Annotated in this window: 18 protein-coding genes; 8 read left to right on the top strand and 10 right to left on the bottom strand. The window is 68.4% G+C overall.

Translation table 11 applies throughout. From position 1 onward, the window contains the following. Nucleotides 1–30: 30 nt before the first annotated feature. Together WG898_RS13665 and WG898_RS13660 are read right to left on the bottom strand one after the other, a co-directional pair. Nucleotides 31–1,956 carry a bifunctional diguanylate cyclase/phosphodiesterase gene (locus WG898_RS13665; protein ID WP_339603360.1) on the bottom strand — a complete coding sequence of 642 codons (1,926 nt, stop codon included), beginning with the start codon at nt 1,954–1,956 and terminating at the stop codon, nt 31–33. Between the two features lie 28 nt (nt 1,957–1,984). Then, entirely contained in the window at nt 1,985–2,644 is a 660-nt protein-coding gene (locus WG898_RS13660) for a transglutaminase-like cysteine peptidase (RefSeq protein ID WP_339603359.1), read from the bottom strand. A 157-nt stretch (nt 2,645–2,801) separates the two neighbouring features. On the opposite strand from WG898_RS13660, the gene WG898_RS13655 reads away from it, so the two are divergent. The 3 genes from WG898_RS13655 (at nt 2,802) to WG898_RS13645 (ending at nt 6,532) form a co-directional block, all read left to right on the top strand. Next, nucleotides 2,802–3,665, top strand: a complete 864-nt coding sequence (locus tag WG898_RS13655; RefSeq protein ID WP_339603358.1) for an HDOD domain-containing protein — start codon at nt 2,802–2,804, stop codon at nt 3,663–3,665. 63 nt (nt 3,666–3,728) lie between these two features. Beyond that, complete coding sequence (locus WG898_RS13650; protein ID WP_339603357.1) at nt 3,729–5,918, top strand: acetate--CoA ligase family protein; 2,190 nt, start codon at nt 3,729–3,731, stop codon at nt 5,916–5,918. A gap of 32 nt (nt 5,919–5,950) precedes the next feature. Next, nucleotides 5,951–6,532, top strand: a complete 582-nt coding sequence (locus tag WG898_RS13645) for a hypothetical protein (RefSeq protein WP_339603356.1) — start codon at nt 5,951–5,953, stop codon at nt 6,530–6,532. Here WG898_RS13645 and WG898_RS13640 read toward each other — a convergent pair. The 4 genes from WG898_RS13640 to WG898_RS13625 are packed head-to-tail and all read right to left on the bottom strand — an operon-like array spanning nt 6,525 to nt 9,378. Then, entirely contained in the window at nt 6,525–7,247 is a 723-nt protein-coding gene (locus WG898_RS13640) for a LytR/AlgR family response regulator transcription factor (RefSeq protein WP_339603355.1), read from the bottom strand. The two genes, WG898_RS13645 and WG898_RS13640, sit on opposite strands and share 8 nt — an antisense overlap. After that, nucleotides 7,244–8,278: a sensor histidine kinase gene (locus WG898_RS13635; protein WP_339603354.1), complete on the bottom strand. Its 1,035-nt coding sequence runs from the start codon at nt 8,276–8,278 to the stop codon at nt 7,244–7,246. Before WG898_RS13635 ends, WG898_RS13640 begins: the two co-directional genes overlap by 4 nt. A gap of 9 nt (nt 8,279–8,287) precedes the next feature. Next, nucleotides 8,288–8,983, bottom strand: coding sequence for a LiaI-LiaF-like domain-containing protein (locus WG898_RS13630; protein WP_339603353.1), 696 nt, complete (start codon nt 8,981–8,983; stop codon nt 8,288–8,290). Then, entirely contained in the window at nt 8,980–9,378 is a 399-nt protein-coding gene (locus WG898_RS13625) for a LiaF transmembrane domain-containing protein (protein ID WP_339603352.1), read from the bottom strand. Before WG898_RS13625 ends, WG898_RS13630 begins: the two co-directional genes overlap by 4 nt. Nucleotides 9,379–9,537: 159 nt before the next feature. Between WG898_RS13625 and WG898_RS13620 the strand changes: the two genes are divergently transcribed. The 3 genes from WG898_RS13620 to WG898_RS13610 are packed head-to-tail and all read left to right on the top strand — an operon-like array spanning nt 9,538 to nt 14,073. Further along, the gene (locus tag WG898_RS13620) at nt 9,538–11,001 is read left to right on the top strand and encodes a peptide MFS transporter (protein ID WP_339603351.1); all 1,464 of its coding nucleotides are present in this window, start codon (nt 9,538–9,540) and stop codon (nt 10,999–11,001) included. Nucleotides 11,002–11,037: 36 nt separating this feature from the next. Beyond that, nucleotides 11,038–12,711, top strand: a complete 1,674-nt coding sequence (gpmI, locus tag WG898_RS13615; protein WP_339603350.1) for a 2,3-bisphosphoglycerate-independent phosphoglycerate mutase — start codon at nt 11,038–11,040, stop codon at nt 12,709–12,711. Between the two features lie 54 nt (nt 12,712–12,765). Beyond that, complete coding sequence (locus WG898_RS13610; RefSeq protein WP_339603349.1) at nt 12,766–14,073, top strand: lytic murein transglycosylase; 1,308 nt, start codon at nt 12,766–12,768, stop codon at nt 14,071–14,073. A gap of 139 nt (nt 14,074–14,212) precedes the next feature. Here the strand turns inward: WG898_RS13610 and WG898_RS13605 are convergent, their stop codons facing one another. Then, nucleotides 14,213–15,223: an alpha/beta fold hydrolase gene (locus WG898_RS13605; RefSeq protein ID WP_339603348.1), complete on the bottom strand. Its 1,011-nt coding sequence runs from the start codon at nt 15,221–15,223 to the stop codon at nt 14,213–14,215. Nucleotides 15,224–15,303: 80 nt separating this feature from the next. Here WG898_RS13605 and WG898_RS13600 point away from each other — a divergent pair, with 80 nt between their 5' ends. Beyond that, entirely contained in the window at nt 15,304–15,927 is a 624-nt protein-coding gene (locus tag WG898_RS13600) for a Crp/Fnr family transcriptional regulator (RefSeq protein ID WP_339603347.1), read from the top strand. A 130-nt stretch (nt 15,928–16,057) separates the two neighbouring features. Continuing rightward, on the top strand, nt 16,058–17,644 hold the full coding sequence (locus WG898_RS13595) for an outer membrane protein assembly factor BamB family protein (RefSeq protein WP_339603346.1): 1,587 nt from the start codon (nt 16,058–16,060) through the stop codon (nt 17,642–17,644). 67 nt (nt 17,645–17,711) lie between these two features. On the opposite strand, the gene lpdA is transcribed toward WG898_RS13595, so the two are convergent. The 3 genes from lpdA to aceE are packed head-to-tail and all read right to left on the bottom strand — an operon-like array spanning nt 17,712 to nt 23,954. Then, entirely contained in the window at nt 17,712–19,520 is a 1,809-nt protein-coding gene (lpdA, locus tag WG898_RS13590) for a dihydrolipoyl dehydrogenase (protein WP_339603345.1), read from the bottom strand. A gap of 15 nt (nt 19,521–19,535) precedes the next feature. Further along, nucleotides 19,536–21,221, bottom strand: a complete 1,686-nt coding sequence (gene aceF / locus WG898_RS13585) for a dihydrolipoyllysine-residue acetyltransferase (protein WP_339603344.1) — start codon at nt 21,219–21,221, stop codon at nt 19,536–19,538. Between the two features lie 24 nt (nt 21,222–21,245). Then, a complete protein-coding gene (aceE, locus tag WG898_RS13580; protein WP_339603343.1) occupies nt 21,246–23,954 on the bottom strand; it encodes a pyruvate dehydrogenase (acetyl-transferring), homodimeric type in 2,709 nt (902 codons plus the stop codon). Between the last annotated feature and the right edge of the window lie 85 nt (nt 23,955–24,039).

The raw sequence follows: 24,039 nt of genomic DNA, 5'->3' as shown, positions 1-24,039 counted from the left end.
AGCCATCAGCCCCCCGCGCTCCCCCACCCCTCACGGCTTGATCAACTGCCCCGTCGCCCAGGGCCCGGTGACGCCGTCGATCTCGCAGTCCCACAGCGCCTGCACGTCGAGCGCGTCGGTCACGCCCTCGGCATAGACCTTGAGCGTGAGGCTGCGCAGCATGATGACCATGCCGCGCACGAAGGCGGCGCGGGCGGCGTCGCCCGAGACGCCGCTCACCACCGCGCTGTCCAGCTTCACATAGTCGAGGCCGGCCTGGTAGAGCCGATCCACCTGGGCCAGGCCGGCACCGGCATGCTCCAGGCCCAGCCGCACGCCCAGCGGGCGCAGCTGCCGGCCCAGCTCGTGCAGCAGCTCGAAATGATGCGTCGCGGCCGATTCGGCCAGCTCCAGGCCGAGGCGGCGTGCGGCCTGCGGCGCGTGGAACACCAGCTCGCGCACGCGCGCCACAAAGCCGCCGTCCAGCAGCGAGGCCGGCGCCACGTTGACACAGCGCCATTGCTCGTCATGCGCGTTCGCCTCCAGCGCCAGCGCAATCGCGCACAGGTCCACCTCGGCGGTGAGGCGGTTGCGCACCGCCAGCGGCAGCCAGCGCGCCGCATTTTCGAACTCGGCCTGCTCGTCCAGGCGCAGCTGCAAGGGGCATTCCAGATGCACCAGGCGGCGCTCGCGGTCGATCACCGGGAACTCCAGCAAACGCGCGCGGCGCGCCTGCAGCGCTTCGCTGATCTGCAGGCGCCAGGCGCGCTCGCCCTGCAGATAGCGCTCCGGCTCGGCCGCGACGAGCGCCTGCACCACCACGCCGCTGCCGGCCTCGGCACGCGCCAGCGCCACATCGGCCTGGGCAAACCAATGGCTGGCGGCGCGCTCGCGCGGCAGCTCGATGGCACCCAGCGCCACCTGGATGCCGGAGCCGAAGGCCGGCAGGCTGGCGCGCAGGGCCTCGGCCAGGGCCTCGGCGGTCTCGGCCGCCACCCGGGGGGCCGGCAGCCAGAGCGCGAAGTCCGCGCCGTTCAGGCGGCCGGCCAGGCAGCCATGCACGCGCTCGGGATAGACCTGGATCGCGCGCGCTATCGCCACCAGCAGTTGGTCGGTGGCGGCATGGCCCAGGCTCTGGTTCAGGCCCGCCAGATCGCGCAGGCGCAAGAGCACCAGGCCGGCATGGCTGGGGCCTTCGTCGCGCGAAAGTGCCGACTCCAGCTCGGCCAGGAATTGCTTCCGATGGCTCATGCCGGTGAGCGCGTCGCAATGCGCCTGCTGGCGCAGCACCTGCAGCTGCTCGGCCTGGGCCTCGAACATGCTCTTCACGCGCAGCACCATGCTGTTCATCGCGCCGGTCAGGCGCTGCAGCTCGGGCACCTTGGACTCGTCGACCGTGCCGAACTCGCCGCGCACCACCGCATTGGCCTGCGCCACCGCGGCGTCCAGCGGCTGGCGTATGCGGCGCAGCACCGCCAGCGCCGCCAGCCCCGCCAGGCTGCCCAGCGCCAAGAGCAGCAGCGCGCTGCGCAAGGTGCTGCTCCAGAGCGCGTCATGCGCATAGGCGGACTGGCTCTTCACCTCCACCGAGCCCACCGCGTTCCAGCCGTTCGACACCTTGGCCACGCCGGCCTCGGTCGGGATCGGCGTCAGGCTCAGGAACCAGCCGGGCGCCTTGGAGGCGAGCAGCGGCGGCGCATGGCGCTCGAAGGCGATGCTGCCGTCGTTGCGCTTCCACACCACGCTCTCATAGGCACCGGTGTCGAACTGGGCCGAGATCAGCAGCGCCATCAGCTCGGCGTCGCCGCCCTGCTGCGACATCGCCAGCGCCAATGCGTTGGCGTTGTCGCCGTTCTTGAGCTGCAGCTGGGTCTGCATCAGCTGGCGCAGCGAGCCGGTGGACACCACCACGCTGCCCAGCAGCGACAGCAGCACCACGCTCAGCACCAGAAGCCAGATTTGACGTATCAGCGACATGGGCTGCATTCTCCTCGCTTGATCATGTTCAGAAGCCTTCGGCCTTCACCTTGGCCAGCAAGTCGCGCCATTGCGACAGCCGCGCCAGCGGGCTGCCGGCGCTGGCGCTGCCCACGCCCTGCCACAGTCCCTCGCTGTTGAAGCTGAACACCGGCTGCAGATCGCCGCGCGCCGAGGCCGGGCGCAACTCGGGCACCAGGTTGTCCAGGATCAGCGGCTCGGCCTGCGGCTGCGCATAGTAGGCCAACACCATATGCGCCTGGCTGCGTCCGCGGAACTGCGCGCGCACATAGACCATGCGCAGCTTGGCCTCGGGCACGCCGGCGGCCACCAGGCTGAAATACTTGGCGATCGAATAGTCCTCGCAATCACCCTGGCCTTTTTCCAGCATCTCGAGCGGGCTGGCCCAGTAGTCCTGCTGGCCCCAGACCTCGATATCGTCGCGGAAGGCAATGCGCTGGTTGAAGAATTGGTTGAGCGCCTGCAGGCGCTGCTCCTCGTCCTGCGTGCTGACGCGTTCGACCAGCTGCTGCAAGGCCTTGGCCGCCACCAGGGTGCGCGGGCCGCGCTGCGCTGCGGCCTCCAGAAAGCCAGGCACATCCCAGGCCTGGCCGCCGCCCGCCCAGCCCAGCAGCAGCGCCAGGCCAAGGCCGGCGCGCAAGCGCAGCAGGATTCCGGGACTTGACATCAGGGCATCGTCATAGGGCTTGCGGCACTGTACAGGCTGGCCTGTGGCGTCGCTTCGACGCGCCACACGCGGCCCCCGGTTTCGGGCAATTTGCCGCAGTCGCCGGCCGGGGGCGACGCAGGGGCGGGCCATAATCCGCCGACCCTTACAGACCGCCATGAAATCCCAAGCAGTACGTCAAGAGCTGGACCGCGCCCGCGCCTCGGGCCCGCTCCAGCACATCAAGATCCCGCCCTGCCCCGAGCTGCTGACGCGCCTGCGCGCAGCGATGGCCGAGGCCCAGCCCGACCTCAGCGAGGTGGCACGCATCGCCGCCAGCGACGTGGCCATGTCGGCCACCCTGCTGCGCCTGGCCAACAGCCCGCTGCACCTGGCCGACGGCATGCCCTGCAGCACCGTGGGCCAGGCCATGACGCGGCTGGGGCTGGACGAGACCGCGGCGGTGATGACGGGCTTTCTGCTCAAGAACAGCATCCCGGTCAACAACGCGCAGCTGGCGCGCTTCTGGGAGCGCTCCAGCAAGCGCGCGCTGGCCATGAGCTTCATCGCCCGACAGCTGCCCGGCATGTCGGTCGACCTGGCGCATACCTACGGCCTGTTCTGCCATGTCGGCATGCCGGTGCTGCTGCAAAGCGTGCGCGGCTATGGCGCCACCATGGTGGAGGCGGCGGCGCGCATCGACCGCCCCTTCATCGCCACCGAGAACGCCAACCACCGCACGGACCACGCGGTGGTGGGTGCGCTGGTGGCGCGGGTCTGGAACCTGCCGGCCGCGTTGATGAGCGCGATCCGCCTGCACCACGACTTCGCCTCGCTGGGCGAAGCCGGCATCGAGCCCGAGATCCATACCCTGGTGGCCGCCGGCCTGATCGCCGAGCACCTGATGCGCCTGCACGAGGTGCTGCCCGAGGACGCCGACTGGGCCGCCCACCATGGCGCGGCGATGGACTGGCTGCACATCGGCCCGGACGATGTGGACCAATGGGACGAGCAGCTGCGCCCCATCCTCGACGAGGCCTGAAACCCCTGTTCTTGCCCTAGGTCATGGGCGGCGGCGGCGCGGCTCGCTAGCATCGCCGCCAGCATGAACCACGACAACACCGCACAGGCGATCCTGGCGCGCGCGCGCGCCGAGCAACGCCACACCCTGACCGAGGCCGAGGGCCTGCAGATACTCGCCGAGGCCGGCGTGCGCGTGCCGCGCCAGGTGCTGCTGGCCAGCCCTGCCGAACTGAGCGCCGAACAGCTGCCGCCCGGCGACAAGGTGGTGGTCAAGGTGGTGGCGCACGACATCCTGCACAAGACCGAGCTGGGCGGCGTGAAGATCGTCGACAACCGGCTGGAGGCGGTGGCCGAGGTGCTGGCCGATATGCATGCCAGGCTGGCGCCGCATTACGCGGTGAGCGGTTACAGCCTCAACGAATGCGTGGAGTACGAACGCGGCTTCGGCCATGAGTTCCTGCTCGGGCTGCGCTGGACCGAGGATTTCGGCGCCACCCTGAGCCTGGCCTGCGGCGGCGTGGCGGCCGAGTACCTGGCCGGCCAGCTCAGGCCGGGCCGCGAGCTGTCGGTGTTCTCGCCCGAGCTGACAAGCGACTTCGACCTGGCCAGCAACGCGGTGGCGCAGTTCGCCACCCAGCCCTGGCGCCAGCAGCCCGCCCTGCTGCCCGAGGCCAGCCTGCGCGCGCTGCTGGACAAGCTGCTGACGCTGGCGCGCCAGCGCATGCCGGCCGAGCTGGTCGAGGTCGAGATCAACCCGCTGGTGATCTCAAGAGCTGGCGAGCTGGTGGCGCTGGACTGCGTGGCACGCCTGCCCGAGCGCCCCTACCTGACCGAGCCGCCCGAGCGCCCGCTGCACAAGCTGGGCCGGCTGCTGGCGCCCGCCAGCATGGCCATCATGGGTGTTTCCGACAAGGGTGGCCCGGGCCGCACCATCCTGCACAACATCCTTGCCCAGGGCTTCGACCCGGCGGCGCTCACCGTCATCAAGCCCGGCACGGCGGCCATAGACGGGATCGCCTGCGTGGCCGATGTGAGCGCCCTGCCCGCGCCGGTGGACCTGCTGGTGGTGATCGTGCCCGCGGCCCAGGTGCCCGGGGTGCTGGGCGAGGTGATCGCGCAGGCCAAGGCACAGGCGGTGATCGTGATCCCCGGCGGGCTGGAGGAAAAGGCCGGCACCGAGCAGCTGGTGGCGCGCATGCAGCAGGCCTTGCAGGCGGCGCGCGCCTCCACCGACCAGGGCCCGCTCATCAATGGCGGCAACTGCCTGGGCGTGCGCTCGCTGCCGGGCCGCTACAACACCCTCTTCATCCCGGGCGAGAAGCTGCCCTTCTCGACCGGGCCGGAATCGCCGCTGGCCCTCATCAGCCAGAGCGGCGCCTTCGCGATCACGCGGCTCAACCAGTTCCACCATGTCAACCCGCGCTACTGCATCACACTGGGCAACCAGAGCGATCTGACCGTGGGCGACTACCTCAGCCAGCTCCAGCACGACACCAAGATCGAGGTCTTTGCCGTCTATGTGGAGGGCTTCAAGGAGCTCGACGGCTTGAAGTTCCTGCGTGCCGCCAAGGCCATCACCGCCAGCGGCCGCAAGGTCATCCTCTACCGCGCCGGCCGTACCCAGGAGGGTGCCCAGGCCAGCAGCAGCCACACCGCCTCGATCGCCGGCAATGCCGCGGTGACGCGCGAGCTGGCGCGCGGCTGCGGTGTCATGCTGGCCGAGACCATCACCGACTTCGAGGCCCTGATCGGCCTGCACCTGGCACTGGGCCGGCGCCAGGTGCGCGGGCGGCGCCTGGCCGCGGTCAGCAATGCCGGCTTCGAATGCGTGTCCATGGCCGACAACCTCGGCCCCTTCCAGCTGGCAAGCTTCAACGCGGCCACCGAGGCGCGCTTGAAGGAAGTGTTTGCCAGCGAGCGCCTCACCGAGCTGGTGGACGTGGGCAACCCGCTGGACCTCACCCCGATGTGCGGCGACGCCGGCTACGAGGCGGTGATCGAAGCCGTGCTGGCCGACCCCGGCGTGGACCTGGCCCTGGTCGGCTTGGTGCCGCTCACGCCGTCGCTCAAGACCCTGGGCGCGGCGGCGCTCGAGCCCGACGCCATCGCCACGCGCTGGATCCAGCTGCTGCAGGCCCAGCACAAGCCCTGCATCGCGGTGATCGATGGCGGTTCCATCTACGACGAGCTGGCGCGCCTGCTGGAGGCCGGCGGCGTGCCCACCTTCCGGCGCGCCGACCGCGCCCTGCGCGCGCTCCGGCTCAGCGTCTGAGCAGCGCCGCCGCCGCGCCGACAATGCGCGGCATGCCGACCGACTCAGCCTATCCCAACCGCGCCCCGCGCTCGCCGCTGTGGGCGGCGCTGTGGATGACGCCGCCCCTGCTGCTCGCGGCCTGGTGGGTGTTCGGCCCCACGGGTGTGCCGGTGCGGATCGAGCAGCAACGCTGGCGGCTGGTGATCGAGATCGAGACCCTGGTGGCCGAAAGCGCCTCCGGCTGGTGCGACGAGATGCCCGCCGGCGCGCGCGAAATCGGCCGGCGCCTGCTGCCCGACCCGAGCGGCCAGCGCAGTGCGCCGGCCGAGCATTGCCGCTACAGCGCGCCGGCATGGCGCGCGCTGCATAGCGCGCAGGCCGAGGGCGATGCGCCCGGCCCGCCGCATTGGCCCGTGCCGGCGCTGAACCGCCTGGCACCCGAGCAGCTGGGCGCGGAACGCGCGGGCAAGCGGCACGAGTTCTACGAGCTGCTGATGCGCGCCGCCGATGGCCGGGCCTGGACCTGCCGGCTGGCGCAGCCGCAGTGGCAGGCCTACCGCCAGGGCCAGCGCCTGCGCCTGCAGGTGGACCGCTTCGGCACCGCCGATTGCGGCCGCCTGCCACTCACTTGAGCAGCGGCCTGATGCGCTCGTAGCCGGCGCGGCTCACCGGCACGCGGCGGCCGCCGCGCAGCAGCGCCACGAGCTGGTCCTTGCCCTGGCGCTCGATCTGCAACAGCTGGTCCAGATTGATCAGCCAGGAGCGGTGCACGCGCACGAAGCGCTTGGGATCCAGGCCGGCCTCGAACTCGGCCAGGGTCTGCGTCTTCAGCAGGCTGCGCTCGGCCAGGTGGATGCAGACATAGTCGTCCTGCGCCTCGGCGCACAGCAGCTCGTCCGGCTTGATCACATGCACTTGCTGGCGCTCGCGCACCACGATGCGTTGCGGGCTGCTGGCCGCCACCAACTGGCGCAGGCCCGGCGTGGCCAGCGGCAGCAGCTTGCGCGCCTGTGCCAGCGCACGGTCGAAGCGCGCTTGCGAAAAGGGCTTGAGCAGATAGTCCACCGCATGCAGTTCGAAGGCCTGCAGCGCATGCGCCTCGTGCGCGGTGGTGAAGATCACGCCATGCTCGCGGCCACTCAAGCGCAGCAGCTCCAGGCCGCTGAGGCGCGGCATCTGGATGTCCAGGAACACCAGATCGGGGGCGAGAGTCTCCAGCGCCTGCAGCGCGGCCTCGCCATCGGCGCATTCGCCGACGACCTCGATATCGGCATGGGGCTTGAGGAACTCGCGCAGCAGGCGCCGCGCCAGCGCCTCGTCGTCCACCAGCAGGGCAGTCAGCCTCATGCTTCGCTTCTCCAGGGCAGGGTAATCTCGGCCACGAACTGCCCGGCCTCGCTGCGCAGCGCCAGGCGCGCCTGGCCGCCGTAGAGACTCAGCAGACGCTGGCGCACATTGCTCAGGCCGGTGCCCGTGCCATGGGACACCGGCTTGGCCGGCGCGGCCGGGTTGTGGATGTGCAGATGCAGCCAATCGCCCTGGCGCAGGGCCTGCAGGCGCAGGCTACCCCCCTCGCTGAGCGGCGCGATGCCATGCTTGACCGCGTTTTCCACCAGCGGCTGCAGCAGCATGGGCGGCAGCAGCGCGGCGCCGACGCCGGGCGCCAGCTCGCAGTCCAGGCGCAGGCGCTCGGCACCAAAGCGCACCTGCTCGATCTCGACATAGCCGCGGCAATGCGCCAGCTCCTGGTCCAGCGTGATCCAGTCGCGCTGGGTCAGCGCCAGGGTCTGGCGGAAATACTGGGCCAGGGCCAGCGTCATCTGGCGCGCCGCCGCGGCGTCGAAGCTGGTCAGCGCGCTGATCGAGTTCAGGCAGTTGAAGAGGAAATGCGGATTCACCTGGTTGCGCAGCATCAGCAGCTCGGCCTCCTGCGCACGCGCCTGCGCCTGCTCGGCGCGGCGCTCGGCCTCGCGCAGGCGCGCCCAGGCCTGCAAGGCATCGGCGGCCAGCAGGGCCAGCAGATAGCCGCCGCTGGCAAGCGCGAACAGGCTCGCCGCCAGCGGCGGCCCGGGCTCCAGCCAGGCCCAGGCCGGCAGCAGGCACAGGCCGCCCACCAGCAGCGCGGCCACCGCGTAGCGCGCCAGCCCCTGCCAGGCCCTGCCGCGCGCCAGCGGCAGGGCGCGGCTGAGTTCCCAGGCCGAGGGCAGCAAGAGGCCATAGAGCAGCAGCAGGGGCATGGCCGCGCCCAGCGCCGCGAGCCAGCCCCAGCCGGCCAGCCAGACCAGGCCGCCCGCCAGCAGCCCCCCCAGCAGCGCGCAGGCGGCCAGCCAGCCCAGCAGCACGGCCGGGCGGAACAGCAGCGAGTAGATCGAGCGCACCCTATTCCGTCAGTTCCGCACTTCCACGCCGCCCAGGATCACCTCGCCCTGGATCACCAAGCGCTTGCTGCTCAGCAGCGGGGGCACGGTCTTGTCCTCGATCGCGCCCAGCACCGGATGGCCATTCACGCTCACCGCCCAGTCGCTCGGCACCTTGAGCTCCAGGCCGCCCATCAGCACGAACACATCCAGCCGGGCCGTGCCCTCCACCGAGGCCTGGCGCAGATCCAGCTGCGCGCCGCCCAGCACCACGCTGACCTTGCCACCGCTGAACTGCGGGCTGCTGACGCGCGACTGGTTGCCGCCCAACACCGCCGTCAGGTCGATGCGGTCGGTGTTCAGCTCGTCGACGGGCGCGTCCTTGCTGCCCCAGTCGGCGCCGATGCGGCCCTTGACCATCACCAGCACCCCCAGCCCGATCAGCAGCAGCGGCCACCAGTCGCGCCAGCGAAAGTCGAACAGGCCCAGATGCCGCAGCGTCAGCACGCTGCCCACCACGATCAGCGCCGCGCCCAGGCCGCGGCCCGGGCCCTGTGGCGACTGCGTGAACTTGAGCACGCCCAGCGCGATCAGCACCAGCGGCCAGAAGGGCAGGATGCGGCGCACGTCGAAGACATGGAAGTTGTCGAGCAGGAACAGCAGGCCCAGCAGGGCCAGCACCAGGCCCAGCAGCAGCTGCTGGCGTGGATCACGGTCTCTTCTCATGCCTGCCCCTGATCGTCACGACCGGCGCTGCTGCCGCGCCCGCGCAGCAGTCCGAAGCTGCCCACCAGGATCTTGCCCAGGCCCAGGGCCAGCAGCAGCAGCGGCCAGCTGTTCTGGTAGCTCAGGCCCATATAGGCGGTCTCGCAGGCATAAAGCCAGGCCGAGAGCAGCAGCAGGAAACAGGCGCTGCCGAGCTGGCGCGCGCTGCGCGCCGTCACCAGGCGCAGCAGGCCCAGCACGGTGATGGCCAGCGGCCAATGCGTCCAGAGCAGGTCCAGCACGCCATAGCCCTGTTTTTCCAGCAGCGCGGCGCTGCCGATCGCGATCAGCACCAGGCCGACAAAGAGATGGTCATGCGGTTGGCGCCGCTCGCAGCCGCGGGATCGACGAGACATGGTGGACATACTCCCTTTGAGTGAATGGCCGCGACGATAGCGAAGCCGGCGGCGCTTGTCGCGTGGATTTCGGCGAATGCACGGCCGGGCCCGGTGAATGACGCGCCGGGTCGACGCGTGGCTATGATTCCCCGCTCCTTCACCGAAAGAGCCCCAGCCTTGTCCACCACCTCGCAGCGCCTCGCGCATATCCCGCCCGGCTCGGGCGTGCTGTTCTTCGTCCAGATGTTCTCCACGCTGGGCTATGCCGTGCTGTATTCCAGCCTGGTGCTGTATGCCACCGCGCATCTGCGCTTCAGCGCCGAGCATGCCGCACTGGTGATGGGGGTGTTCGGCGCCTTCAACTATGGCCTGCACCTGTTCGGCGGCTATCTGGGCGGCCGCTTCCTGAGCAATCGCAATCTCTTCGTCGGCGGCATGCTGCTGCAGGTGTTCGGTTGCGCCGCCATCGCCGGCGGCACCGAGGCCCTGCTGTACTGGGGGCTGGCGCTGTTCCTGACCGGCAGCGGCCTCAACGTCACCTGCCTCAACATGATGCTGACGCAGCGCTTCGCGCCCGAGGACAACCGCCGCGAGGGTGCCTTCCTGTGGAACTACGCGGGCATGAACGTGGGCTTCTTCATCGGCTTCACGGTGGCCGGTCATTTCCAGCTGAGCCACAGCTACAGCAGCCTGTTCTGGTTCGCAACCATCGGCAACATCGTCGCCATCGGCCTCGCCCTGGCCTTCTGGAAGGTACTGGCCGATCTGGACACGCCGCTGATGAAGGTCGGCGCCGCGCAGTTCCGCGCGCGCTTTGCCGCCGGCACCGCCATCCTGATCGGCCTGGTGCCGCTGCTGTGGTGGCTGCTGCAACATCCCGAGGGCACCGAGTCGCTGGTCAAGCTGATCAGCGCGGGCGTGGCCCTGGCCCTGGTCGTGCTGACGCTGCGCCACCGCGATGTGCCCGAGCGAAAACGCATGTGGGCCTATCTGGTGCTGACGCTGGGCTCGCTGATGTTCTGGTCGCTCTACCAGATGGCGCCCAGCGGCCTGCAGCTGTTCGCGGTGGGCAATGTGAAGCTGGAGCTCGCGGGCGTGACGATCGCGCCGCAATGGGTGCAGAACATCAACACCGTGGTGATCGTGCTGGGCGGGCCGCTGCTGTCGGCCTGGTTCGTGCGCCTGCGTGCGCGCAGCTGGCCGCTGGACGTGCCGCAGCAGTTCGCCGCCTCGCTGCTGTTGATGGGCCTGGGCTTTCTGGCCCTGCCGCTGGGCATCCACTTCGCCAATGCCGAGGGCCAGGTGGCCTTCGTCTGGCTGTTCGCCAGCTATGTGCTGCAGTCGCTCGGCGAGCTGCTGATCTCGCCGGTGGGCTACGCCATGATTGGCCGGCTGGCACCGCGCCAGTACCAGGGCGTGATGATGGGCAGCTGGATGCTGGTGACCGGCCTGGCCTCGCTGTTCGCGGCCGACTTCTCCGGCATGGTGGCGCAGCCCGCCGGCACCAACGCGCTGACCAGCAACCCGGCCTATGCAACCCTGTTCACCCAGCTGGGCCTGGGCAGCGTGGCGGTGGGCATTGCCTTGATGGCGCTGATTCCCTGGCTGCGCAAGCTGATCACGGCCGAGCACGCACAATAGCGGCCGCACGCCAAATTCCAGCTCACTCTCCCGCTCATGCTGCAAAGAAACGAATCCCTCTCCCAAGTCGCCGCCGCCGTCGGCCCCGTGGTGCTGATCGTGATGGACGGCTACGGCCTGGCGAAAACGGACGCCGGCAGCGCCATCGCGGCCGCCAACAAGCCGACGCTGGACAAGCTCTTCGCCGAGCACCCGAACATCCGCCTGCGCGCCCATGGCACCGCGGTGGGCATGCCCTCCGACGAGGACATGGGCAATTCCGAGGTCGGCCACAACGCGCTCGGCGCCGGGCAGGTCTATGCCCAGGGCGCGGCCCTGGTGGCCAATTCCATCGCCGCGGGCGAGATCTGGCAGGGCCAGGCCTGGCAGGAGATCGTCGCCGCGGCCAAGGCCGGCAAGGATGGCAAGGGTGGCCGCCTGCACTGCATAGGCCTGCTCTCCGACGGCAATGTGCACAGCCATATCGACCACCTCAAGGCCCTGGTGCGCCAGGCCAAGGCCGAGGGCCTGCGCTCGGTGCGCGTGCATGCGCTGATCGACGGCCGCGATGTGCCCGAAACCAGCGCATTGGAGTACGTCCTGCCCTTCGAGGCCTTGCTGGCCGAGCTGAGCGATGAGAACTTCGACGCCCGCATCGCCTCCGGCGGTGGGCGGCAGTCCATCACCATGGACCGTTATGACGCCAACTGGCCCATGGTCGAGCGCGGCTGGAAGACCCATGTGCTGGGCCAGGGCCCGCAGTTCCCCAATGCCGGCGCCGCCATCGAGGGCCTGCGCCAGCAGCACCCCGGCGTGATCGACCAGGACCTGCCCGAGTTCGTCATCGCCGAGCACGGCCAGCCCATCGGCACGATTGAAGACGGCGACGCGGTGGTGCTGTTCAACTTCCGCGGCGACCGCGCGATCGAGATCACGCGTGCCTTCGAGGAAGGTGCAGCCTTCGACAAGTTCGAGCGCATTCGCACCCCCAAGGTCGCCTTTGCCGGCATGCTGCAATACGACGGCGACCTGAAGCTGCCGGCACGCTTTCTGGTGGCACCGCCGGCGATACGCAACACCTCGGGCGAATGGTTCAGCAAGCTGGGCATCACCCAGTTCGCCTGCTCGGAGACCCAGAAGTTCGGCCATGTGACCTACTTCTGGAACGGCAACCGCTCCAGCAAGTTCGAGGGCGAGACCTATCTGGAAGTGCCCAGCGATGTGGTGCCCTTCGAGCAGCGCCCCTGGATGAAGTCGGCCGAGATTGCCGACGCGATGATCGCGGCGCTGCAGAGCGGCCAGCACAAGATCCTGCGCTGCAATTTTGCCAACGGCGATATGGTGGGCCATACCGGCAACTTCCGCGCCGCCACCATGTCCATCGAGGCACTGGACCTGGCGCTGGGCCGCCTGCTCAAGGCGGTGGACGCCGCCGGCGGCGTGGCCCTGATCACCGCCGACCATGGCAATGCCGACGAGATGTTCGAGCTCGACAAAAAGACCGGCCAACCGGCACTGAACAAGGACGGCAGCCCCAAGGCCAAGACCGCGCACACGCTCAACCCGGTGCCGCTGATCCTCTATCACCGCATCCCTGGCCTGCGGCTGGGGCTGAAGCAAACCGCCGCGGCCGGCCTGTCGAATCTGGCGGCCACCACGGCCGCGCTGCTGGGCTATGACAAGCACCCGGATTGGGATGAGAGCCTGTTGAGTGTTGATGACAAGGGCTGAGGCTTGCTGCGCCCATCCTGCCGATCCACGGTGTCCCGGCAGCAGCCGGCGCCAGTGACGCTGTTGCTCACACTGGCGCTGACAGCCCTTCTGACTGCCTGCGCGGCCGCGCCACTGCGCGAGGCCACGGCGAGAGCCGATGCCGAGATGACGCAGCCGGCACCGGCGCCGACCGCGACGCCTGTGCTGGTCGAAGACTTGCAGGCTCGCTGCCGCGCCTGGGCCCAGGCCTTTGGCGCCGAGGCGAGGGCCGCGGGCATAGGGGACGCCGTCATCGACGCCGCCTTCCAAGACCTGCAGTGCCAGCCACGGGTGCTGGCGCTGGACCGCAGCCAGCCCGAGTTCAGCCGGCAGATCTGGAGCTATCTGGACACGGCGGTGTCGGCGGCCCGTGTCAAGCGCGGGCTGGCGCGCATGGCCGAGCCGGCGACCCGCGCGGCCTTGGACAGGGCCAGTGCCGGCTCGGGCGTGCCGGCTGCGGTGCTGGCTGCCTTCTGGGGACTGGAGAGCGACTTCGGCCGCGACTCGGGCAGCATCTCGGTGATCGATGCGCTGGTGACGCTGGCGGTGGACGGCCGGCGCGAGGCGATGGCGCGGCGCGAGTTGCTGGCGGCGCTGCGCATCCTGCAGGCCGGCGATGCGGACCGGGGCCGTCTGGTCGGCTCCTGGGCCGGGGCCATGGGCCAGACCCAGTTCATGCCCAGCAACTTTCTCAGCGACGCGCTGGACGCCGATGGCGACGGCCGCCGCGACCTCTGGGCCAGCCTGCCCGATGTGATGGCCTCCACCGCCAATTACCTGGAGCGGCGTGGCTGGCGGGCCGACGAACCCTGGGGCCAGGAACTCATACTGCCGGAGGGCTTTGACCCCGCGCGCGCCGATGCATCGCTGCAGCAGTCCAGCGCGGCCTGGGCCGCCGAAGGCCTGCGCCCGACCGACCCAGCGGCCATTGGGCTCAGCCCCATGGCCCAGGCCTGGGTCTTGCAGCCGGCGGGCAGCCGTGGCCCGGCCTTTCTGGTGGGACATAACTGGCGCGTGATACGGCGCTACAACGCCTCGGACAGCTATGCGCTGGCCATCGGCCTGCTCAGCGAGCGGCTGGCGGGGCGCAGCGAGGGCGTGCACGCCGCTTGGCCGCGCGAGTTGCAGGCACTCAGCCGCACGCAGTTGCAGACGCTGCAGCGCGCCCTGGCTGAGCAAGGCTTTGCGCCCGGCCCGGCCGACGGCGTGTTCGGCCCCGTCAGCCGCGCCGCCTTGCGGGCCTGGCAGCAGCGCGAGGGCCTGCCGGTCGATGGCTTTCCTACCCTGGAACTGCTACAGCGGCTCTGGCCGGGTGAGCCAGCGTCTGGCCGGGGCGATTGACGTTTGGGCCTGCGGCGTCATCTCCGCGTTTGAATCCCCGCGTTGGAAACCCTCGCTTGCGCATGCAGCCGCGCCAAGAAGCGAACAGGCCCGAACCCTTGCCGCTGCCGGTGGACGATCATTGGCGACGTTTGCCAACTCATGGCGGCACCGCCGCCAGAAATCCACGCACCGCCGCCATGCTGGCCTCGGGCTGGTCGTTGAACATGAAGTGGCCCGCATCCGCGATGCTGAGCAGCTGGGGGCGGCTCGAGGCCGGGAAGCGCGCCATCATGCGCCGCTGATGCGCCTCGCCCTGCGCCTGGTTGCATGCGCCGCGCAGGAACAGCACCGGGCTGCGCAGGTGCTCGACACCGCGAGCAAAGTCCAGGCTCTGGGCGAATGCCGCATCGTCCATCATGCGCCCCAGGGTGGCGTCAAAGGCCGGGCTGCCGGCACGCCAGCCTTGCAGCTCCGGCAGGCGGCCATTGCATAAGGCCTCGTCGGGCTGCGCGATCACCAGCATCTGCTGGATCAGCCAGTCACGCCGGGCGTAGGGATCGTCGCGCTCCGAGACCCGCCATTGCGCCAGCCAAGCCCGCGACATGCCGAAGATCCGGCGCCAGCCGGGCCATGCACCGCCCTGCAGACCGGCCAAGCTGTCGGCGTCGAGAAAGCCCGGCTCCGCCAGCACCAGGCTGGCCACGCGCTGCGGATGTGCGCCGGCATAGGCAGTCGCCAGCATCGCCCCCCAGGAATGGCCCAGCAGGTGCACGGCGCGCTGCCCGGCATGGTGCTGCACCACGGCATCCAGGTCGTCGACAAAGCTCTGCACCGTGATCTGTGCGGCGGGCACGCGCTCAGACAGACCGCTGCCGAGCTGATCGTAGAAGACGACCCGGTACCGGTCGGCCAGCGCCGCCAGCCCGAGCAGGTAGCGGTAGTCGGCGCCCGGACCGCCATGCAAGACGATGAGCACGGGCAGCGAGGCATCGCCAAAGGCCTCGGCATGAAACACATGCCCGCGCAGCCGCAGCTGCGGCAGGCTGGGGTCGGTGAGGGCCGTGGCCGGCACCGTTGGAGGCGCACCCGCACAGGCGACCAGGCTGGCCAGCAGGCCCAGCAGCGATGTGACGCGAAGCCAGGAAAATCGCCAAATCTCGTTGAGCACAGGATCTCCTTTCTAGAATGATGGCTGGCCGCATGCTTGCAGCAAGCCATCACGCCCTCATTAACAACGGATAAGCGCCATTGACTTGCCCCGTCAGCCCATCGCCGCCACAGGCCCTGCGCATCGAGCTGCTGGCATGCATCGCGGCGCTGAGCGCGCCAGGTGCCACGATCGAAGCGCGGGCCTTCGAGCCGCTGCTGGCGCAGATGCAGTTGCGCGACCTGCAGGCCGGCGAGACCTTGCTGCGCGTGGGCGACCATGGCGAGCGTGAAGTGATGGTGCTGCGCGGCTGTCTGCGCAGTTGGGTGGGAGACCGTGAGGGTCGCAGCGTCACACTGGGTTTTCATGTCGGCCCCTGCGCCCTGCCCCCAGCGATCACCCGGCACGCCGAGGGCCGCTCGCGCATCCAATGCGATGCGCTCGGCCCGGCCCGGGTGGCGAGTTTCGGCGCCGAGGCCCTGTCCCGATTGATGCGCAGCGAGCCCTGCGTCGGTGCCTGGGGCGACCACATACTGCGCGGCGAGTTGCTGCGCCGCGCCGAGCGCGAATGGGCCCTGGCCGCCCTGCCCGCGCGCGAGCGGCTGCTGCAATTCCGCGCCCAGTTCCCGGGGCTGGAGGCGCAGGTGGCGCAGCACCATATCGCCAGTTATCTGGGCATCACGCCGGTAAGCCTGAGCCGGCTGCGCGCGCAGTTGAAAGGCTAGGGCCAGCAACTAGCGAGATTTGGAACCAGCCACTGGGTTTGTCGGCATGCACCAGCCGGTACGGCGCACCGCATAGAATTCGCGCGCTTACCCGACGCCATGAGATGCCGGGAACCGAGGGAGGAATGCAATGCGACAGTTTGCTTATGGCCTGCTTGGCCTGGTGTTGACCGCCTGTGGCGGCGGCGGTACTGACGGTGGGAGCACTGCAGGATCGACTGCACCACCCGTCAGCCAGGGCATGCAACTCAGTTTCGCGCCTGGCTCGCTGGATGCCACTATCTACCAGGGCGAATCGCAGAGCTTTGCGATCACCGCGCAGGCGGGGGGCAGCCTGCCGCCCGCGGGTAAAACCATCAATGTTGGCGTGATGGATTCGGTGGGCGTGCTCGAACCCGGCATGCAGGTCTTGCCGACCAGTACGACCAGCTTCGCCGCGACCCTCACGATCGCGCGCAGCTTGGGCGTCGGCACGCACCAGGGGGCCATTGAAGTGCGGGCCTGCCAGGACGATCCGCGTACTTGCAGCAAACCCATCGCCGGCTCGCCCTGGCAGCTGCCCTACCGTTTGACGGTGCGCTCGCAGACGGACCCGCGCGAGTTGAGCCCCGTGGTCGATGCGTCCAACTACTATGGCAGCGCGAGCCACAATGCCAGCGCCAGCAGCGTGCTGGACCCTTCGCGCTTCAGCCGGCGTTGGAGCCATCCCGAGGCCGCCGCACCTTCTCCGACTCGTCCTCCGGCCCTGGGCAATGGCCATGTGTTCGTCAGCCTTGGCCTCAAGCTGGCCGCGTTCAGTGAACGCGACGGCACGCAGACATGGATGAGCACACTCGACGACGGCACCCTCAGCGGTCCGTCGCTGGCGGGAAACCGCGTCTATGTGGTGACCGGCAGCTGGAGCCCCAGCAGTCGCTCCACCTTGCAGAGCTTCGACGCAGCGTCGGGCGCGGCGCTGGGCCAGGTCGCGCTGAGCCGATATATGGGAGAGCAGCCCAATCCTGTGATCCGCGACGGCAAGCTATATCTCTGCAAGACGGGCAATGCCCTGACCCGCTTCGACGCCTTGAGCCTGCAAGAGGAGTGGACTGTCACATTGGCGGGCGATGAACACGATCCGATTTGCTCGCCCGCCGTTGATCAGCGCTATGCCTATGTGTACCGACGCGTCGGACTGCAAGTCATCGATCTGGCCAGCGGGCGGATCGCGTTCACCATCCCAGTTCCTGCCGATAGCTACTTCCCGCCCGCCATGCAGCAGGCACCAGTGCTGGGCGCGGGCGGGCGCGTTTATCTTGCCGCCTGGGCGCCCTGGTATGGGCAGTCCTTTTTGCCTCGCCTGCTCGCTTTTGACACTCTGCAAGGCAAGCTCGCCTGGAATGTGCAGGGCAACTTCAACAGCAATCTGGTGGAGGGACCCGACGCGGTCTATGTAGTCAACGGCAGCAAGCTCGAAGCAAGATCGATTGAAACCGGCCAGCCCCTCTGGTCCTGGACCAGCACAGACTCCGAGCTGGGCGGATTCAACAGCCCGCTGCTAATCGTAGGGAAGCATGCGCTGGTATCCAGCAGGTGGATGAGCTACGCGATTGACTTGACGACACGGCAATCGGTCTGGCAGGACAAGGTCGGCGGCCCGCTGGCCCTGTCGCCAAACGGCGCACTCTATATCCAACGGACCTTCGCCCCCGGCTACCGCGTCATCAATCTGCACTAAGGGACGGCTTGCCGGCCCGAGCCGCCAGCGGCCCGGGCCTCGTATGGCGTCGCCACGGGCGGCCTGCCTACTTCCGCGCCGGCGGCACATCCGTGCAGCTGCCATGCGCGATCTCAGCCGCCATGCCTATGCTCTCGCCCAGCGTGGGGTGCGGATGGATGGTCTTGCCGATGTCCACCGCGTCGGCGCCCATCTCGATGGCCAGGGCGATCTCGCCAATCATGTCGCCAGCATGGGTGCCGACGATGCCGCCGCCCAGGATCTTGCCGTGGCCATGGGCTTCCGGGCTGTCATCGAACAGCAGCTTGGTATAGCCCTCGTCGCGGCCGTTGGCGATCGCGCGGCCCGAGGCGGTCCAGGGGAACAGGCCCTTTTTGACCTTGATGCCCTGGGCCTTGGCCTGGTCCTCGGTCAGGCCCACCCAGGCCACTTCGGGGTCGGTATAGGCCACGCTGGGGATCACGCGGGCGTCGAACTGGCTCTTGGCCAGCTTGGCATCGCCCAGCAGCTCGCCGGCGATGACTTCGGCCGCCACATGGGCCTCGTGCACCGCCTTGTGCGCCAGCATGGGCTGGCCCACCACATCGCCGATGGCGAAGATGTTGGCGACGTTGCTGCGCATCTGCACATCGACGTTGATGAAGCCACGATCGGTCACCGCCACGCCCGCCTTGTCCGCGGCAATCTTCTTGCCGTTAGGCGTGCGGCCCACGGCCTGCAGCACGAGGTCGTAAGTGCCTTCGCTCTTCACGCCGTCCAGCGATTCGAACTGCACCTTGATGCCCTCGGGCGTGGCCTCGGCGCCCACCGTCTTGGTCTTCAACATGATGTTGTCGAAGCGCTTGGCATTGAGCTTCTGCCAGACCTTGACGAGGTCGCGGTCGGCACCCTGCATCAGGCCGTCCAGCATCTCCACCACATCCAGGCGTGCGCCCAGCGTCGAGTAGACCGTGCCCATCTCCAGGCCGATGATGCCGCCGCCGATGATCAGCATCTTCTTGGGCGTGCCCTTCAAGGCCAGCGCGCCGGTGGAGTCGACGATGCGTTCGTCGTCGGGCAGGAAGGGCAGGCGCACCGCCTGCGAGCCGGCGGCGATGATGGCCTTTTTGAAGTGTATGGTCTTGGTGGCGCCGGTCTTCTCTTGCGCGCCTCCGGTGGTCTCTTCCACCTGCACATGGTTGGGGTCCACAAAGGCACCATAGCCGCGCACGATGGTGACCTTGCGCATCTTGGCCATCGCCGCCAGGCCGCCGGTCAGCTTGCCTATGACCTTTTCCTTGTGGCCGCGCAGCTTGTCCACGTCGACCGTGGGCGCGCCGAAATCTACGCCCAGATCGGCCATGTGCGAGACCTCGTCCATCACCGCCGCCACATGCAAGAGCGCCTTGGACGGGATGCAGCCCACGTTCAGGCAGACGCCACCGAGCGTAGCATAACGCTCCACCAGCACGACCTTGAGGCCCAGGTCGGCGGCGCGGAAGGCGGCCGAGTAGCCGCCGGGGCCCGCGCCCAGAACCAGCACATCGCAATCCAGGTCGGCACTGCCCGTATAGGCGGCAGCGACGGGAGCCACGACCGGCGCCGCCGCGGGAGCGGTCGCGGCGGGTGCAGCGACTGCAGGTGCCGGCGCGGCGGCCGCGTCCGATTCCAGCAGCAACAGCACCGTGCCCTGGTTGACCTTGTCGCCCAGCGAGACCTTGAGCTCCTTCACCACACCGGCGTGCGAGGACGGGATCTCCATCGAGGCTTTGTCGCTCTCCACCGTGATCAGGCTCTGCTCGGCCTTGACCACATCGCCGGGCTTGACCAGCAACTCGATGATGGCCACGTCCTTGAAGTCGCCGATGTCGGGAACTTGAACTTCTATCAATGCCATGTCAGTAGTCTCCGGTCACAACACGATGCGGCGGAAGTCAGCCAGCAGCGAAGCGAAATAGACGTTGAAGCGGGCCGCGGCGGCACCGTCAATAACGCGGTGGTCCCAGCTCAGCGACAGCGGCAGCATCAGGCGCGGCTGGAAGGCCTTGCCGTCCCACACCGGCTCGATCTGGCTCTTGCACACGCCCATGATGGCCACCTCGGGCGCATTGATGATGGGGGTGAAGTAGCGCCCGCCTATGCCGCCCAGCGAGGAGATGGTGAAGCAGCCGCCGCTCATCTCGGCGGGCCCCAGCTTGCCGTCGCGCGCCTTCTTGGCGAGCTCGCCCATTTCCTGGCTGATCTCGAAGATGCCCTTCTTGTCGGCGTCCTTGATCACCGGCACCACCAGGCCATTGGGCGTGTCCGCCGCAAAACCGATGTGGAAGTACTTCTTCAGCACCAGCTTCTGCGCATCGCCCTCGCCCTCCAGCGAGGCATTGAACTCGGGGAACTTCTTCAGCGCCGCCACGGCCGCCTTGATCATGAAGGCCAGCATGGTGACCTTGATGCCCGATTTCTCGTTTTCCTTGTTGGTCTGCAGACGGAAGGCTTCGAGTTCGGTGATGTCGGCATCGTCGTGGTTGGTGACATGCGGGATCACCACCCAGTTGCGATGCAGATTGGCGCCAGAGATCTTCTTGATGCGCGAGAGTTCCTTGCGCTCCACCGCACCGAATTTCTCGAAGTCGACCTTGGGCCAGGGCAGCAGGCCAGGCAAGGCGCCGCCGCTGGCGGCGGGAGTCGAAGAGGCGGCCGGGGCCGCGGCCTTTTGCGCCAGGGTCTGCACCGCGCCGGCCATCACGGCCTTGACGAAGCCCTGGATGTCACTCTCGACGATGCGGCCCTTGAGGCCCGAGCCCTTGAGCTCGGCCAGGGGCACGCCCAGCTCGCGCGCCAGCTTGCGTATGCTGGGCGAGGCGTGGGGCAGGCTTGCGCTGGGCGTGCCGGGCTGATGCGCCGGCAGCGCTGCTGCCGGGACTGCCGGGGCAGCCGGCGCTGCGGCGACCGCCGGGGCGGTGACGGCCGCGATCGCCGGCGCTGCCGCAGCGGCAGCGGCAGCGGCAGCTGCAGCAGGAGCAGCAGCAGCAGCAGCGCCCTGCACTTCCACCAGCGCCAGCAGGCTGCCCTTGGCCACCTTGTCGCCCAGCTTGACCTTGAGCTCCTTGACCACGCCGGCATGCGAGGACGGGATCTCCATCGAGGCCTTGTCGCTCTCCACCGTGACCAGGCTCTGCTCGAGCTTGATGGTGTCGCCGGGCTTGACGAAGACCTCGATCACCGCGACCGATTCGAAGTCGCCGATGTCGGGCACGAACACCTCCACCAGCGAGCTGGCGGCAGGGGCAGCCGATGCTGCCACAGGCGCAGGCGCTGCCACCTGAGCAGTCGCGGGCGCAGCGGGCTCGGCTGCAGCCACGCCCTCTGCATCAAGCAGCAGCACCAGGCTGCCCTCGTTGACCTTGTCGCCCACGGCGACCTTGATCTCCTTCACCACGCCCGCATGCGAGCTGGGAATTTCCATCGAGGCCTTGTCGCTCTCCACGGTGATCAGGCTCTGCTCCAGCTTGACGCTGTCGCCCACCTTCACCATCAGCTCGATCACGGCCACGTCCTTGACATCACCGATGTCCGGAACCTTCACTTCTACCAATGCCATTTCGTGTCTCCGATCGCCGCCGAATCAGGCGTACAGCGGGTTGATCTTGTTGACGTTGATGCCGTACTTGGCGATCGCCTCGGCCACCTTGGCGGCGGGCAGCTTGCCCTCGTCGGCCAGGCTCTTGAGTGCGGCGACGACGATGTAGTGGCGGTTGATTTCGAAGTGCTCGCGCAGCTTGGAGCGGAAGTCCGAGCGGCCGAAGCCATCGGTGCCCAGCACCTTGTAGGAGCGGCCTGCGGGCACGAAGGCGCGGATCTGCTCGGCGTAGTTCTTCATATAGTCGGTGGAGGCCACGACCGGGCCGCTGGTGCGGCTGAGCTGCTGGGTCACGAAGGGCACGCAGGCCAGCTCGGTGGGGTGCAAGAGGTTCCAGCGCTCGGCGTTCTGGCCGTCGCGTGCCAGCTCGTTGAAGCTCGGGCAGCTCCAGACATTGGCACTCACGCCCCAGTCCTGCTCCAGCAGGGTCTTGGCGGCCTGGCTCTCGCGCAGGATGGTGCCCGAGCCCAAGAGGTTCACGCTCAAGGGGCCGGGGCCGGCCTCTTCCAGCAGGTACATGCCCTTGATGATCTGCTCCTCGGTGCCGGCCTTGAGTCCGGGCATCGGGTAGTTCTCGTTCAAGAGCGTGATGTAGAAGTAGACGTTCTCCTGGTCCTGCACCATGCGCTTCAGGCCATGCTGCATGATCACCGCCACCTCGTGGGCAAAGGTCGGGTCGTAGCTGACGCAGTTGGGGATGGTGCCGGCCAGGATGTGGCTGTGGCCGTCCTCGTGCTGCAGGCCTTCGCCATTCAGCGTGGTGCGACCCGAGGTGCCGCCCAGCAGGAAGCCGCGCGCCTGCATGTCGCCCGCGGCCCAGGCCAGGTCGCCGATGCGCTGGAAGCCGAACATCGAGTAGTAGACGTAGAAGGGGATCATGACGCGGTTGTTCGTCGAATACGACGTCGCCGCAGCGATCCAGCTGGCCATGCCGCCGGCCTCGTTGATGCCTTCCTGCAGGATCTGGCCGTCCTTGGCCTCGCGGTAGTACATCACCTGGTCCTTGTCGACCGGGGTGTAGAGCTGGCCCTTGGGGTTGTAGATGCCGATCTGGCGGAACAGGCCTTCCATGCCGAAGGTGCGCGCCTCGTCGACCAGAATGGGCACGGTGCGGGGCCCGAGGTCCTTGTCGCGCAGCAGCTGGGTCAGGAAGCGCACATAGGCCTGGGTGGTCGAGATTTCGCGGCCCTCGGCGGTGGGCTCGAGGATGGCCTTGAAGGTCTCCAGCGGCGGAGCGTTGAAGCTCTCGTCGGCCTTTACACGGCGTTGCGGCAGATAGCCGCCCAGGGCCTGACGGCGCTCGTGCAGATAGCGCATCTCGGGCGTGTCGTCGGCCGGCTTGTAGTAGGGCAGCTTGGGCAGCTCGCTGTCCGGAATCGGGATGTTGAAGCGGTCGCGGATGTACTTGATGTCCTCGTCGCTCAGCTTCTTGGTCTGGTGCACGGTGTTCTTGCCCTCACCGGCCTTGCCCATGCCATAGCCCTTGACGGTCTTGACCAGCAGCAGCGTGGGCTGGCCCGTGTTGTTGTGGTGGGCCTGGTGGAAGGCCGCGAAGACCTTCTCGGGCTGGTGGCCGCCACGGCGCAGATCGAAGATCTCCTCGTCGCTCATGTGCTCGACGAGCTTGGCGGTCTCGGGGTACTTGCCGAAGAAATGCTTGCGCACATAGGCACCGTCGTTGGCCTTCATGGCCTGGTAGTCGCCGTCCACGGTTTCCATCATCAGCTGCTTGAGCTTGCCGCTCTTGTCGCGCGCCAGCAGCTCGTCCCAGCCCTTGCCCCAGATCAGCTTGATGACGTTCCAGCCGCTGCCGCGGAACTCGCCTTCGAGTTCCTGGATGATCTTGCTGTTGCCACGCACCGGGCCGTCCAGGCGCTGCAGATTGCAGTTGATGACGAAGATCAGATTGTCCAGGCCCTCGCGCGCGGCCAGGCCGATCGCGCCCAGGCTTTCCGGCTCGTCCATCTCGCCGTCGCCCATGAAGGCCCAGACCTTGCGGTTGGCGGTGTCGGCAATGCCGCGGGCATGCAGGTACTTCAGGAAGCGCGCCTGGTAGATCGCCATCAGCGGGCCCAGGCCCATGGAGACGGTGGGGAACTGCCAGAACTCGGGCATCAGCTTCGGGTGCGGGTAGCTGGACAGGCCACGGCCGTCGACCTCCTGGCGGAAGCTGTCCAGCTGCGCCTCGGTCAGCCGCCCTTCCAGGAAGGCGCGCGCATAGATGCCGGGGGCGCTGTGGCCCTGGATGTAGAGCAGGTCACCGCCATGACCCTCGCTCTCGGCATGCCAGAAATGGTTGAAGCCGGCGCCCAGCATCGAGGCCAGCGAGGCGAAGGAACCGATGTGACCGCCGAGGTCGCCGCCGTCGGCCGGGTTCAGCCGGTTGGCGCGCACCACCATCGCCATGGCGTTCCAGCGCATATAGGCGCGCAGGCGCTTCTCGATGGCGATATTGCCGGGGCAGCGCGCCTCCTGGTCGGCCGGGATGGTGTTGACGTAGGCGGTATGGGCCGAGAACGGAGTCTCGATGCCGGCCTGGCGGGCATGGTCAATCAGGGTCTCGAGCAGGAAGTGGGCGCGCTCGCCCCCTTCCTCACCGATCACCGCGGACAGGGCATCCAGCCATTCCTTGGTTTCGAGAGCGTCGGTGTCATTGGCTGATGCACCGAGAAAAGACTGAGGCTGCGCGGACATGTTGTCTCCTACTGAATCCTGCGTCGAAATTTTCCGGCGCGAGTTTCTCACAAGCTTTCTGAAATTCCAAATCGTGCGAGCTCGT

Source organism: Paucibacter soli, from assembly GCF_037482845.1.
Lineage (GTDB): Bacteria > Pseudomonadota > Gammaproteobacteria > Burkholderiales > Burkholderiaceae_C > Paucibacter_B > Paucibacter_B soli.
This window is presented reverse-complemented; position numbering and strand designations above follow the sequence as displayed.